This window comes from [Collinsella] massiliensis, from assembly GCF_002161605.1.
Lineage (GTDB): Bacteria > Actinomycetota > Coriobacteriia > Coriobacteriales > Coriobacteriaceae > Enorma.
The window spans coordinates 1-13213 of record NZ_NFIE01000011.1 but is presented as its reverse complement, the minus strand read 5'-3'; the positions used below and the strand labels follow the sequence as shown (position 1 = coordinate 13213).

General features: G+C 63.9%; 9 protein-coding genes. 7 read left to right on the top strand and 2 right to left on the bottom strand.

The features are described from left to right. Positions 1-53 precede the first annotated feature (53 nt). From B5G02_RS05690 to B5G02_RS05680, 3 genes are all read left to right on the top strand, one after another. Entirely contained in the window at positions 54-962 is a 909-nt protein-coding gene (locus tag B5G02_RS05690; RefSeq protein ID WP_094335519.1) for a phosphotriesterase family protein, read from the top strand. Positions 963-1025: 63 nt separating this feature from the next. After that, the gene (locus tag B5G02_RS05685; RefSeq protein ID WP_094335518.1) at positions 1026-1763 is read left to right on the top strand and encodes a creatininase family protein; all 738 of its coding nucleotides are present in this window, start codon (positions 1026-1028) and stop codon (positions 1761-1763) included. 116 nt (positions 1764-1879) lie between these two features. Then, the gene (locus B5G02_RS05680; protein ID WP_164476333.1) at positions 1880-2890 is read left to right on the top strand and encodes a phosphoglycerate dehydrogenase; all 1011 of its coding nucleotides are present in this window, start codon (positions 1880-1882) and stop codon (positions 2888-2890) included. Here B5G02_RS05680 and B5G02_RS05675 read toward each other — a convergent pair. After that, positions 2887-3885 carry a YitT family protein gene (locus B5G02_RS05675; protein WP_094335516.1) on the bottom strand — a complete coding sequence of 333 codons (999 nt, stop codon included), beginning with the start codon at positions 3883-3885 and terminating at the stop codon, positions 2887-2889. The genes B5G02_RS05680 and B5G02_RS05675 overlap by 4 nt on opposite strands. Before the next feature lie 142 nt (positions 3886-4027). Here B5G02_RS05675 and B5G02_RS05670 point away from each other — a divergent pair, with 142 nt between their 5' ends. The 4 genes from B5G02_RS05670 to B5G02_RS05655 all read left to right on the top strand — a co-directional run bounded on the left by B5G02_RS05670 (position 4028) and on the right by B5G02_RS05655 (position 9949). After that, positions 4028-6121 (top strand): RecQ family ATP-dependent DNA helicase, encoded by a 2094-nt coding sequence (locus tag B5G02_RS05670; RefSeq protein WP_094335515.1) that lies wholly within the window; start codon positions 4028-4030, stop codon positions 6119-6121. A gap of 82 nt (positions 6122-6203) precedes the next feature. After that, positions 6204-7328 carry a Gfo/Idh/MocA family protein gene (locus B5G02_RS05665; RefSeq protein ID WP_019239397.1) on the top strand — a complete coding sequence of 375 codons (1125 nt, stop codon included), beginning with the start codon at positions 6204-6206 and terminating at the stop codon, positions 7326-7328. Positions 7329-7488: 160 nt separating this feature from the next. Continuing rightward, on the top strand, positions 7489-8436 hold the full coding sequence (gene metA / locus B5G02_RS05660; protein ID WP_094335514.1) for a homoserine O-acetyltransferase MetA: 948 nt from the start codon (positions 7489-7491) through the stop codon (positions 8434-8436). A 163-nt stretch (positions 8437-8599) separates the two neighbouring features. Then, positions 8600-9949 (top strand): ATP-binding protein, encoded by a 1350-nt coding sequence (locus B5G02_RS05655; RefSeq protein WP_094335513.1) that lies wholly within the window; start codon positions 8600-8602, stop codon positions 9947-9949. 94 nt (positions 9950-10043) lie between these two features. Here B5G02_RS05655 and B5G02_RS05650 read toward each other — a convergent pair whose 3' ends face one another. Then, complete coding sequence (locus tag B5G02_RS05650) at positions 10044-13106, bottom strand: insulinase family protein (protein WP_094335512.1); 3063 nt, start codon at positions 13104-13106, stop codon at positions 10044-10046. Positions 13107-13213: the final 107 nt, after the last annotated feature.

Genomic DNA, 13213 nt, shown 5'->3' with positions numbered 1-13213 from the left:
TCCGCATTGTGATTGCGGGGCTGTTTACCATCATAGCGAAAGGTTGATGCTCTATGGGAAAAGCAAGAACGGTTACTGGCGATATCCCCGGCGACGAGATGGGCTTCACCTATCCTCATGAACATCTATGGGCAGTGCCTCCTGCTAGTCAGAAGGATCGAGACCTTGAGCTTTCAAGTTTTGAAGGCAGCGTGCATGAGCTTAATAATTTCCGTTCAGTTGGCGGACAGACGCTCGTTGAAGCTTCGACGCTCGATTATGGTCGTGATTTAAGCAAGCTTCGCGCCATGTCTGAAATAACAGGCGTGCACGTTATTGGGACAACAGGCTTCAATAAACATATCTACTATCCCGACTGGGTGACCTATCTCAGCACGGAAGAAATCGCCTCCATTCTTTCTCGGGATATTGAGGTTGGCCGTAATGGGATTCGCGCTGGGTTTCTCAAGATCGGCACCTGGTACAATCTTATCCACCCTCTCGAAGAAAAGACAACTGTTGCGGCGGCCATTGCGCACAAGCGAACAGGAGCACCTATATGGGGCCATACTGAGTGTGGAACCATGGGGCTTGAAGTCTGCGACTTGCTAGAGCGTGAAGGAATTGATCTTACCAAGGTTGCCCTCGGCCACCTCGATCGCAACCCAGATGAATACTACTTCCTTAAGCTTTGTGATCGCGGTATTTACGTACAACTCGACGGTCCTGGTAAGGCAAAATACTATCCCGACAGTATTCGCGTGAAGCTTATCAAATCTGTTATTGAGCATGGTTACATTAACCAACTTCTCATTTCAGGAGATATGGGACGCGCCTCTTATTTGGAGGGGTATGGCGGCGGCCCCGGGTTTAAGTATATTAAGACGAAGTTTATTCCTCGACTTTTGGACGAAGGCGTCAGTCAAGAAGACATCGATAAGATTTTTATCGAAAACCCCAAGCGCTGGCTGGCGGTGTTCTAAAACAGGCTCCTGCAGCCCTCGAGTAATTGGGGGCTGTTTTTATTTTCGCTGATGGGAGGTTATATGGCTTTTATTTTGAATGAGCACACCTGGACTGAGATTGCCGAACAGGTCAAGCGAGCACCGATTGCACTCTTGCCGCTGGGCTCTACCGAGCAGCATGGGTATCACCTTCCGTTGGGAACCGATATCTTTTTAGCTCGTCATCTGGCATGTTCGGTTTCTGATCGTACGGATGCCATCGTGCTGCCTGATCTTAACTTTGGTTACTCATGGGTTTGGCGCGACCGCATCGGTACAGTTGCCCTTCGGCAGCCGGTGCTTCAGGAGGTGCTGAAAGACATTGCTCATTCCGTCGAGCGCTGGGGCATTCGCGTTCTGCTTATCATTAACGGTCATGAGGCAAATGGGGCTACGATGAAATACGCCGTCCGGGAAGTTTCTGATGAGACTCCGATTAAGGTGATGGCTTGTTTCTATCCCGGGCTTTCGGCATCGCTTGAGGCGCATGTAGAATCGACTACGTGGGGCGGGATGTTCCACGCAGATGAATTTGAAACCTCGCTTATGCTCGCCGCTCGTCCCGAGCTCGTTCATCAGGATCGTGCTGTATCGGAATATCCCGAACGCCCAGTGCTGTACGGTTATGACAACACTTCAATAGGAGATTTAAGCGTCTCGGGCGTGTATGGTAATCCCGTAATCGCGGATGCTGATAAGGGCAGGCGTATGTTTGAAGAGTTTATTGAACGAATCTGCACACTGCTTTCAACGGCCCTCAATGAGTTTGAAGAGCAGTAGAGTCTCTTGTACACCCCTTTATATCAGCATATAATTCCATCAAGGCGTGTCGCTGGATGCGACGCGCCTTTTTATTTCCCCGCCCGCTTCCGTTCTTGTAAAAAAAGGAATGTTTGATGTCAAGCTGGATTGTCGCTTCGAGCGCTGTCACCTTCGGTCGTTTTGCTACCGAACCTTTGCATAGACTCGAAGAAGCGGGATGTAGTGTCAGGCTCAACCCTTATGGGAGACCTCTCAGTGGAAGGGAAATGGTCGAATTTGCTCAGGATGCCGATGCCCTTATCCTGGGTAATGACTCTCTTTCTGCAGCCACCATTCGGAGGTTGCACAAGTTAAAGATAATCGCTCGTTACGGAGTTGGCTTTGATGGAGTTGATCTCATTGAAGCACGTGCAAACAACATCCAGGTAACATATGCTCCCGCGGCGAATCGTGAGGAAACTGCCGATTTTACTTTCGGTCTTATTCTTGACCTGGCGCGTCGCATCACCCCTATGGCTAATAGTACACGCGGAGGGGATTGGAACAAGCTCGTCGGCATGAGCCTTTACGGCAAAACTGTAGGCATAATCGGTGTCGGTCAGATTGGTACTGCGGTAGCGCGTCGTGCAATGGGATTTGGTATGGACGTGCTTGGCTATGATATTGTTCAGCGCACTGAGCCTACTATTTACGGGTTGATATACACGACGCTCAACGACCTTCTAAGGCGTTCTGACATTGTGACTCTCCATGTACCCTTGACTTCTGCGACACGCAATATGATTGGCACGAAAGAGCTGAAGATAATGAAGTCCTCTGCCATTCTCATCAATACGGCGCGAAGCAATGTTATTAGGCAGGATGCTCTCTGTAAGGCGCTTGAGTCGGGTCAAATTTCAGCATTTGCGACCGACGTCTTTGAACGTGAGCCGCCGAAGCACATGCCATACTTCGATTACGATAACGTGCTCGTTACCCCACATGTTGCCGGTTCGACAAAGGAGTCGGGAGAGCGAATGGGCAACATTGTAGTTGACAATATCCTTGCTGCAAAAGGCGGCGTCGAGCCGCCCGATCTTGTTTCTGCTCAAACGCTATATACAACCGCGTTTGATGCGGCCGCTATCGCTGCGGCCTCCGGCTAGCGGCCGTCGTCCTGCATGAGGGAGTTGCGGCGCTGGCGGGCCGCCTCGCGCGCGGGGCGCTTCGAGGGGTCGGGCACGGCGGTGGGAACCGGCTCGTCCACATGCCCGTGCCACCAGCCGCCGATGAAGTTGTCCGTGCGGAACACGTTGATCACCGCACCGGGGTCGACCTCACGCACGAGGCGCACGATGTCCTCGCTCTCGTACGTCGAGACCACGGTGTGCAGCAGGTACATGCGCTCGCGGCTGTACCCGCCGATCACCTCCGCGCAGCTGATGCCGTGCTGGAAGCTCGCGATATAGGCATCCATGACCTCGTCGGCGCGCTTCGTGGTTATCTGCAGCGTCACGCGGTCGTAGCGGTGGTAGAAGCTGTCGATGGTCTTCGTCGAGATGAACTGGAACACGATGGAGTACGCCGCGCTCTCCCAGCCGAAGATCGCGCCCGACACGAGGATGAGCGCGCAGTTGCCGGCGAAGATGAAGCCCCAGATGGTCTTGCCGGTGCTGTTGGCCACGAGCAGCGAGATAAAGTCCGTGCCGCCCGTGGACGCGCCTGCCTTGAGCGCGATGGCAATCGAGATGCCCGAGATGAACCCGCCGAACACCACGAGCATAATCTGGTCGTCGAGCAGCGGCTTGAAATCGCAGAAACGCAGAAACGCCGCCGAGAGCACGACCTGCAGGCTCGAGAACAGCACGAAGCGCTTGGAGATGCGGTTCCAGCAGATGAGCGCGAGCGGGATGTTGAGCGCGAGCATGCCGAGGTCCGTGGGGATGCGCACCCCCCAGAGCGCCGTCACGCGGTCGACGAGCACGGCGATACCGGTGAAGCCGCTCGGCAGCAGGCCCGCGGGGTTCACGAAGGCTTGGATGAGGAACGCCTGCACCAGGGCGGAGACCAGGACCGCGACGCCCGTGATGATGCGTCGGATGACGGCCAGGCGCGCGAGCTCGAGCGCGCGCTCGGTGATGGTGTCGGCGGCGTGTGCCATGGTGCTCCCCTCGGGATGGTCGTGCGCCTGGGGCGCTTCGGGTGCGGTGGCCATCATTGTAGCAACCTGCGCAGCGGGTGCCCGACGCATGTTGCTACCATAGGTGCCGACACCGATTCACCATCATGCGGAGGAGGCGGACGTGAAGGAGGCGGACGTGGCAGACCGGCCGACCATGGCAGACCAGCCGGACGCGACGGGGCAGCACGAACATCCCGAGGCGCACGCGACGCTCAAACGCTATTTCGGATACGGCTCCTTCCGCCCGGGGCAGGAGGCGCTCATCGACGCGATCCTCGACGGCCGCGATGCGTTCGGCGTCATGCCCACCGGCGCCGGCAAGTCCATCTGCTACCAGGTTCCGGCGCTCATGCTGCCGGGGCTCACGCTCGTGGTGAGCCCGCTCGTCTCGCTCATGGCCGACCAGGTGTTCTCGCTCAAGGCCGCGGGCGCGCGCCCGGCGTACCTCAACTCCACGCTCACGCCGGGGCAGCAGAACACCGTGCTCAAGCGCGCGAGCGAGGGCTGGTACCAGATCATGTACGTCGCGCCGGAACGGCTGTCGAGCCCGCAGTTCCAAGCGTTCGCGCGCGCCGCGGCAGCGCCGGGCGGGGTGGGCATCCCGCTCGTGGCGGTGGACGAGGCGCATTGCGTGTCGCAGTGGGGGCAGGATTTCCGCCCGTCGTACCTCTCGATCGCCGAGTTCGTGGCGTCGCTGCCAAAGCGCCCGGTGCTCGCTGCGTTCACGGCGACGGCGACCGAGCGCGTGCGGCGGGACATCGTGCAGATGCTCGGTCTGGAGCGGCCGGCGTTCCAGGTCACGGGCTTCGACCGCCCGAACCTCTACTACGAGGTGCGCGAGCTGGGCGAGAAGGACAAGCGCGCGTGGGTCGCGCGGTACGTGCGCGAGCACGCGTCCGAGAGCGGGATCATCTACTGCGCGACGCGCCGTGCCGTGGACGAGCTCGCGACCGACCTGCAGCTCGAGCTCATGCCCGAGGGCGTGCGCGTGGGGCGCTACCACGGCGGGCATACGCCGCAGGAGCGTCACGAGAACCAGGAGGGTTTCATCCGCGACGCGATCCCCGTCATGGTGGCGACGAACGCGTTCGGTATGGGGATCGATAAGCCGAACGTCCGGTACGTGATCCATCTGAACGTGCCCGAGAGCATCGAGGCGTACTACCAGGAGGCGGGGCGCGCGGGGCGCGACGGCGACCCGGCGAGCTGCATCCTTTTGTGGAACGGCAACGACTTCCGCCTGCGGCGCTTCCTCATCGATAGGGGCGACGCGGCGGAGGAGGCACTCGACCCCGAGCAGCTCGAGCGCGCGCGGCGGAACCGCTACCGGCTGCTTGGGCAGATGGAGGGCTATTGCCAGACGACGGGCTGCTTGCGGGCGTACATCCTGCGGTACTTCGACGACGCCGGCGCGCTCGGCGCGGAGGGTGCGGGAGCGGAAGCTGCCGCGGGCGCAGGCACCGCCGCGCCGCATGGCTGCGGGAACTGCTCGAACTGCCTCACGGAGTTCGAGGCCGAGGATGTGACCGCGGCGGCGCTCGCCATCATGTGCTTCGTGGCGGCGCGGCCGGGGCGCTTCGGCAAGACCGTCATCGCGGAGGCGCTCCACGGTGCGAACAACGAGAAGCTGAGGAAGTTTCGCCTGGTAGACGCTCCAGGGTATGGCGAGCTCGCCGAGATGCCGCTCGGCCGCGTGAAGGATGTGATCGACCAGCTCGCGGGGCGGGGCTACCTGGAGGTTGCGCAGGGACAGTACCCGGTGATCGGGTTGGGGCCGCGCGCGGGCGAGGCGCTCGGCGGCGCGCCGTTCGGGGACGGCAGCGGCGAGGGTCTGCCGGACACCGCTCCGGGCTTCACCTTCACCATCAAGTGGAGGGCGTCGAAGGGCCGCTCGGGCGCGCGGGTGCGTCGGGCGGTCGACCTGCTGCGCGACGAGGCGGGCGCGCTTGCCGATGCCGGGCGCGATTGTCCGGGCGACGACGCGGAGCTCTTCGAGCGGCTGCGTGCCCTGCGTCGCTCGCTCGCGCAGGAACGCGGGGTGCCTCCGTATATCGTATGCAGCGACAAGACGCTGCGCGGGCTGTGCCGCCGCCGTCCCGCAACGCGCGAGGAGCTGCTCGACGTCCCGGGCATCGGCGAGGCCAAGGCGAGCGAGTACGGCGAGGCGTTTCTGCAGGCCATCGCTGAGTTCGAGGACGAGCAGCGCGCGGGATGAGCCGGCGGTCGCGGTCGCGTGGGTAGAATGGGAAAGTGCATGCCGAGAACGCGTGCCTGCCAAACGCTTTAGGGAGGGTTATATGTCCGTCGAGGTTTCCGCAGCTTCAATCGACTCCGCTACCGCCGCTCGCGCGGCTTGCGCCGCAGCGCAGGACAAGCCGTTCCCCCAGGACATCTTCACGGCGCCGCAGCTGCGCTGGGCGGTCGTGGGGTGCGGGGCCATCGCGAACCAGATGGCGCAGACCCTCGCGCTCGCGGGCCGGCGCATCCAGGGCGTCGCCAACCGCACCCATGAGAAGGCGGTCGCGTTCGCCGAGACCTATGGGATCCCGCGCGTGTACGCGTCGTTCGACGAGCTGTGGGCGGATACCGACATCGATGCCGTCTACATCGCCACCCCGCATAACACGCACATCACCTACCTGCGCGCGGCGCTCGCGGCGGGCAAGCACGTGCTCTGCGAGAAGGCCATCACCCTCAACGCGGCCGAGCTCGCCGAGGCGCGCGCCCTCGCGGACGCCCACGGCGTCGTCCTCATGGATGCGACCACCATCTTGCATATGCCGCTCTACCATGAGCTGCGGCGCCGCATGCTGGCGGGCGCGTTCGGCGCGTTCAACCTGGCGCAGGTGAATTTCGGCAGCTACAAGGAGTACGGCGACCTCACGAATCGTTTCTACAGCCTGCAGCTCGCGGGCGGTGCTATGCTGGACATCGGCGTGTACGCGCTTTCCATCGCGCGCCTGTTCATGGCGAGCAAGCCGGACGAGGTCGTGTCGCTCGCCAACCGCGCCGTGACGGGCGTGGACCAGACGAGCGGGTTCGTGACGCGCAATGCCGAGGGGCAGATCGGCGTCTTCTCGCTCTCGCTCCATTCGAAGCAGCCGAAGCGCGCGGTGCTGAGCTTCGACCGCTGCTACATCGAGGTGAACGAGTACCCGCGCGCCGACACGGCGACGATCGTGTGGACGGAGGGCGGTCGGCGCGAGGACGTGACGGCGGGCGAGGAGGCCTATGCGCTCGCTTACGAGGTCGCCGACCTCGAGGCTGCCGTCGCGGGCGATGCATCCAAGGCGTGGCTTCTGGAGTACGCGGCGGACGTCATGGACATCATGACGCGCCTGCGCTACGACTGGGGCGTGTACTACCCGGAGGAAGCTGAGGTCGCCGCAGCCGCGGGAGCGACGGTGGCGGGGACGGCGTAGCGGTTCAGGTGGGGCCGCGGAGCTGCCCAGCGGGGACGGCGACACCGTTCGGCGGGGCGGCGGCGCGCTTGACGTGCTCCGGCGGGCGTGAAAAGATGGAAGCTCGCGGGCGCCCGGAAAGCTGCAGCCGGGAGGTACGCCCGCTAGAGAAGGAGCCCCCATGCCCATCCGCATCCCCGACGCGCTGCCCGCGACCGCTGACCTCGAGCGCGAGAACATCTTCGTCATGACCGAGTACCGCGCGCTGCACCAGGATATCCGTCCCCTGCGCGTGCTCATCTTGAACCTCATGCCCACGAAGATCGCCACCGAGACGCAGATTATGCGCAAGCTCTCGAACACGCCGCTGCAGATCGAGGTCGAGCTCCTGCGCACGGTGAGCCACGAGGCGACGCATGTCTCCGAGGATCACCTCGAGACGTTCTACCGCACGTTCGAGGAGGTCGAGCACGAGCACTTCGACGGCCTCATCATCACGGGCGCGCCGGTGGAGCAGCTCGACTTCGAGGATGTGGACTACTGGCCGGAGCTCCAGCGCATCATGGACTGGTCGGTCGAGAACGTGCACTCCACGCTGCATATCTGCTGGGGCGCGCAGGCGGGGCTGTACCACCATTACGGCATCAACAAGCGCGCGCTGCCCGCGAAGCTCTCCGGCGTGTACGAGCACCGGCTCGTCAAGCGCTCCTCGCCGCTCGTGCGCGGCTTCGACGACCGGTTCTACGCGGTGCATTCGCGCTACACCGAGTCGTGCCGCGAGGAGATCGAGGCGTGCCGCGAGCTCGAGGTGGTCGCGGAGTCCGACGAGGCGGGGCTGTATATCGTGAAGAGCGCGGACAGCCGGCAGTTCTTCGTGTTCGGGCACCCCGAGTACGACACGGACACTCTGCGCTTGGAGTACGAGCGCGACGTGGCACGCGGCATCGACCCCGATGTCCCGGCGCACTACTTCCCCGACGACGACCCGGCGCGCGAGCCGCTCAATATCTGGTGCAGCCAGGCGCAGCTGCTCTACACGAACTGGCTGAACTACTACGTCTACCAGACCACGCCGTATGACATCCGGCTCGCAGGCCGTCTCGCCCGCCGCCGCGCCGGCCTCGTGTGAGTCATTGGGGACGGGTTCATTTGACTCACTGACCGCAAGTACCCCAGGGGCTATGTAAAATAACCCCTGGGGTAATTTTACATGCCGTTTCATGTACAGCGTGTACACAAAATTATATAATTTCGTGTACAGCTTGTACGCGAAATTGGTTTAGGTGATGCGCATGCCGAATTTGGTGCTCGAAAGGAAAATTGAGCAGGCCATCGAGCGATGGTTCTCGAGCGGCGACAGCAAGCCCTTGCTCATTCAAGGCGCCCGGCGGACGGGCAAGACCTTTACCGTCGAGCACGTGGGGCGACGACTCGCGGGCGATCGCTTCGTCAAGCTCGACTTCCAAACCGACCTCGCGGCTATTGAGCGCATATTCTCGGGGGCAAGCGACGACGTCGACGCGATCGTGGCGCGCATCGCCGAGTACAAGCGCGTCGACCTCACGCCCGGGGATTCCCTGATCTTTTTCGATGAGGTGCAGCTGCACGAGAAGGCGCTCAACGCCCTCCGCTTCTTCTCGGACTCCTGGTGGCGCATCATCGCGAGCGGCAGCTTGCTCGGCGTCACGACGAAGAAACGCTCGCTGCCGTTCCCTTCCGGCGTGCGCCAGCTCACGATGACCCCGCTCGATTTCGAGGAGTTCCTTTGGGCGCAAGGGGAGCGCCGCATGGCCGATGACATTCGAACCCATGTCGAGACGCTCGAGCCCTACATGCTCCACGAGCAGGCGCTCGGCTGGTATCGGAGGTACCTGGTGGTCGGCGGTATGCCGCTGCCGGTACGTCGTTGGTGCGAGACGCGGAGCATGGAGGCGGTCGCAGAGGAGCAGCGCGAGATCGACGCCACGTACACGGCGGACATGACCGACCCCCAGAACGGCATCTCGGGCATCTCTGCCAAGCGAATCTGGGAAAGCCTGCCGCGCCAGCTGCTGCGCGCTTCGACCAAAAAGTTCAAGTACGCCGACGTCGTGCGCGGTGGAAGGCGCGCCCGCTTGCTTGAGCCACTCGAATGGCTGGCGGCGGCGGGCATCGTTTCCATCCACGAGCGGACGTCCGACACCCAGGCCCCGCTCACGCCGTACAACGACGAGGAAGGCAGCTTCTTCAAGGTGTATGTGGCGGACACGGGCATCATGTTCCAGAAATTTGGCATCGACCCCGCGCTCGTGCTCGATGTGGATGCGCGCGGAGCCATATCTCCGGAGTTTCGCGGCGCGCTCGCGGAAAACGCTGTCATGCAGGCGCTGCGCGCGCGTGGCATCGCGAGCTACTATTGGATGCCCGAGGGATCTGGCGCGCAAGGTGAGGTTGATTTCGTTTACCAGACCCCTCAGGCGGAAGTCATCCCCGTCGAGGTGAAGTCGGCACGGAACGTGACGGCGAAGAGCCTGCGGCGCTTGATGCGCGAGGGGAGTTCCCCGTATGCGATACGCCTATCCGAGCAGGAGTTCGGACGGACGGTCGACGCGGACGGCAACGAGCTGCGCAGCATTCCGCTCTACGCTGCCCACTGCATGTAAAATTACCCCAGGGGTATTTTTACATGACCCCTGGGGTTTCTCTACACGCAGTACGCTGTATCAATGTAAAAATACCCCTGGGGTAATTTTACATTCAGGCGAGGAGATCGACGACGTTCCAGTCGGCGTCGCTCGCCTCGATGATGCCGCGGCCGCCGAAGACGCACGCGGGCGCCTGCTCGGCGACGAGCTCGACGGCATCGCCCAGCTCGCGCAGACGCTCGGGCGTGGTCGCGAGCATGTCCGCGCGCAGCTGCTCGCGCCAGCCCGCCGGCCTGCCGGAGAAGTACTCCCCGTTGCGGCGCTTCGTGAGCGCGTACGGCTTCACAGGCGCGTCCTGGCCGGCGACGGTGCTCACGATGAAGCCCTCGAACGTCTCGCGGTCCGCGTCGAGCCCACGCAGCCAGGCCCCGCTGCGCGCGATGCGCTCGATCGACGGGTCGATGGCCGGGTCGCGATAGGTGTAGAACGAGAGCTGGCGGTCGGGGATGGCGCGGAACCCGCAACCGTACGCGCCGCCCTTCACGCGGATCTCGTTCCACAGGAAGCCGTAAGAGAGCGCGTTGGCGGCGACGCCCCAGCTGCCGTCGGTGGCAAGACCGAGCACACGCGGGTCGGTCGCCTTGCCCAGGTAGCACACGTCGCTCGGGATGATGAAGGCCTCGCGCTGCGGCTCGGGCATGGGCACGAAGAGCTCTTTGGCGCGCGCGGTGCGCGGCTCGAGCCCCAGGGTGCCCGCGGCCTCCCAGTAGCGCCGGTAGTCCTCGTCCGAGCCGGTGAAGCTCGCGATGGTGCCGCTCGAGGTGAAGATGCGGTCGCGCAGGCCGCGCAGGGTGTCGCAGAGGGCGTCCGCGCGCTCGTCGAAGTGGTCGAGCAGGTCGCGCAGGAAGCGGTAGAAGTCCACGCCGCCCAGCTGCTCGGAGATGACCGCGGCGGGCGAGACGTAGGAGAGCGCGCGTCCGAGCGCCGCCTGGTGCCCGGCGGTGATGAAGGTCTGCTCCATGGCGATGCGCATCTGCGTGAGCACGTCGCGCATGCGCTCGGTGTCCTCGAACAGCGTCTCCGCCCACACCTCGCGCGGGATGGTCGCGAGCGCGTCGATCTTCTCGGAGAGCGCGCCGGCGGAAACGAGGAGCACCGGGCGGGCGAGGCGCCAGTCCTCCTGCTGGTAGACCTCGGTGGTGAACGAGAGGAAGCCGAGGTTGGAGCCGATGTAGCTATCGAGCTCCGCGGCGGTGCGGCGCGCGGTGGGGAGCTGCTGCATCAGGCGGCAGAGCACCTTCACGTAGGGCAGCTCGACGTAGCTCACGTGGCTCAGGTCGAAATACGTAAGCGCGTACGCCAGGCGATGCGTGGGGATGTCGTGCCGCAGGCAGGGGATGGGCGCGGACTCGTCGAGCTCGGCGGGCTCGTCGGGGCGCGCGGGACCGATGTCCGCGACGCGCAGGCGCGGCAGCTTCGCGCGGTCCTCGGGCGCATCCTCCGCCTCCTGCTGGCGGCGCAGCTCCGCCACGCCATCGACCACCTGTTGCAGGTCGGCGTCGGACATGGCGTCCTTGCGCGCGGCGAGCTCGGCGGCCTCGCCGGGATCGGTCACGGCGTCCCCGGCGGCGGTGTCCGCGGCGTCGGCCTCGGTGGGCACGAGCTCCACGAGGGCGGCGTGGTCGGTCTCGAGCACGAGCTCGTGCAGGAGGGTCTCGAAGAAGTCGCCCTTGAGCGCGTCGCGCAGCTCGGCGTAGATGTCGCCGCACGTGAGCGCGGACGTGGCGGCCTCGTCGTCGTAGAGCCACGTGGAGAGCGCGTCGCAGGCGAGCGCCACGCCGTCGGCCACGCCGTAATCGCGCTGGCGCAGGGCGTATTCGTTGTTCGAGATCACGGCCTCCAGGCGGTCGCGCGGCACGCCCTGCTCCACGAGCCCGCGGCAGGTGTCCTCGATGACGCCGCGGAACGCGCGCGCGACCTCGGGCTGGGCGTTCTGCAGGATGATCATCTCGTAGGGCTGCTGGCAGGCGGTGGAGGTGTAGCTCACTACGTTGCCGCCGAGGCCCGCCTCGATGATGGCCTTCTTCACCGGCGCCTCGTTGGACCCCAGGATTGCCTCGAAGAGCACGTCGGCGGCGATGACACGGAACGTGTCGAGCGCCTGGCCGATGACATAGCCCATGCCCACGAGCGCGTTCTCGGGGGTCGTGTCCATGGTGACGCGGCGGTGCGCGCAGACCGTGGGCTCCTGCATGGGGAGCGGGTTCGGCGCGAGGGCCTCCGCGGGCGCTCCGGCCGCGCGCTGCCGCTCGATGCGCTCCGCGGCTGCATAGGGCTGCGAGAGGTAGCGCTCGTCCAGGAACGTGAGTTCGCGGCGGACGTCCGCGAAGTCGCCGTACAGCGTGATGTAGCTGTTGGCGAGGTTGTAGTGGCGCGCGTGCGTGTCCAGGAACTCGTCATAGGTGAGCTGCGGGATCGCGCGCGGGTCGCCGCCCGATTCGAACGCGTAGGGGGTTTTCGGGAAGAGCGCGGCGTTCACGGCGTCGTCGAGCACGTTCATGGGGTCGGAGAGCGCGCCCTTCATCTCGTTGAACACCACGCCGTTGTAGCGCAGGGTGCCGTCGCGCAGGCTTCCGCCCTCGGGCACATCGAGCTCGTAGTGCCAGCCCTCCTGCTGGAAGATGGTCGGCTTGGTGTAGATGGCCGGGTTGAGCACGGCGTCCATGTAGACGTCCATGAGGTTGAGCAGGTCCTGCTCGTTGGTGGACGCCACCGGGTAGATGGTCTTGTCCGGGTAGGTCATGGCGTTCAGAAACGTCTGCATGGAGCTCTTGATGAGGTCGACGAACGGTTCCTTCACGGGGAACTTCGCGCTGCCACAGAGCACCGAGTGCTCGAGGATGTGGAACACGCCCGTGCTGTTCGCCGGGGGCGTCTTGAAGGCGATGGCGAAGGCCTTGTTCTCGTCCTCGCAGGCGAGGTAGAGCAGGCGCGCCCCCGAGGCCTCGTGGCGCAGCACGTAGGCGTCGGCGTCGAGCTCGGCGATGGTTTGCGTTCGCTCGACGGAGAATCCGCAGGTAGCGCTTCCGGGGACGAGCGCCTCGCGGGCGCTTGCGCGGGCGGACGGCGTGGAGGGGGCGGACGGTGCGGCTTCGGGCGCGCGGGTGGTGCTCATACGGCTCCTTTTCGTTGGGCGGATAGTCTGAGCCTTGTTATACCCGCTTGTCCGTGGCCGGGGTGCGGGAATCTGTGGGGGTGTTGGCGGCACGGGCGGAGGGGGGA

Bases quoted from the DNA above. Each gene is read 5' to 3' on its own strand.
- B5G02_RS05675 (WP_094335516.1), bottom strand. From the start codon at position 3,885: ATGGCACACGCCGCCGACACCATCACCGAGCGCGCGCTCGAGCTCGCG.
- B5G02_RS05655 (WP_094335513.1), top strand. From the start codon at position 8,600: ATGCCGAATTTGGTGCTCGAAAGGAAAATTGAGCAGGCCATCGAGCGA.
- B5G02_RS05650 (WP_094335512.1), bottom strand. From the start codon at position 13,106: ATGAGCACCACCCGCGCGCCCGAAGCCGCACCGTCCGCCCCCTCCACG.
- metA (WP_094335514.1), top strand. From the start codon at position 7,489: ATGCCCATCCGCATCCCCGACGCGCTGCCCGCGACCGCTGACCTCGAG.
- B5G02_RS05690 (WP_094335519.1), top strand. From the start codon at position 54: ATGGGAAAAGCAAGAACGGTTACTGGCGATATCCCCGGCGACGAGATG.
- B5G02_RS05665 (WP_019239397.1), top strand. From the start codon at position 6,204: ATGTCCGTCGAGGTTTCCGCAGCTTCAATCGACTCCGCTACCGCCGCT.
- B5G02_RS05685 (WP_094335518.1), top strand. From the start codon at position 1,026: ATGGCTTTTATTTTGAATGAGCACACCTGGACTGAGATTGCCGAACAG.
- B5G02_RS05680 (WP_164476333.1), top strand. From the start codon at position 1,880: ATGTCAAGCTGGATTGTCGCTTCGAGCGCTGTCACCTTCGGTCGTTTT.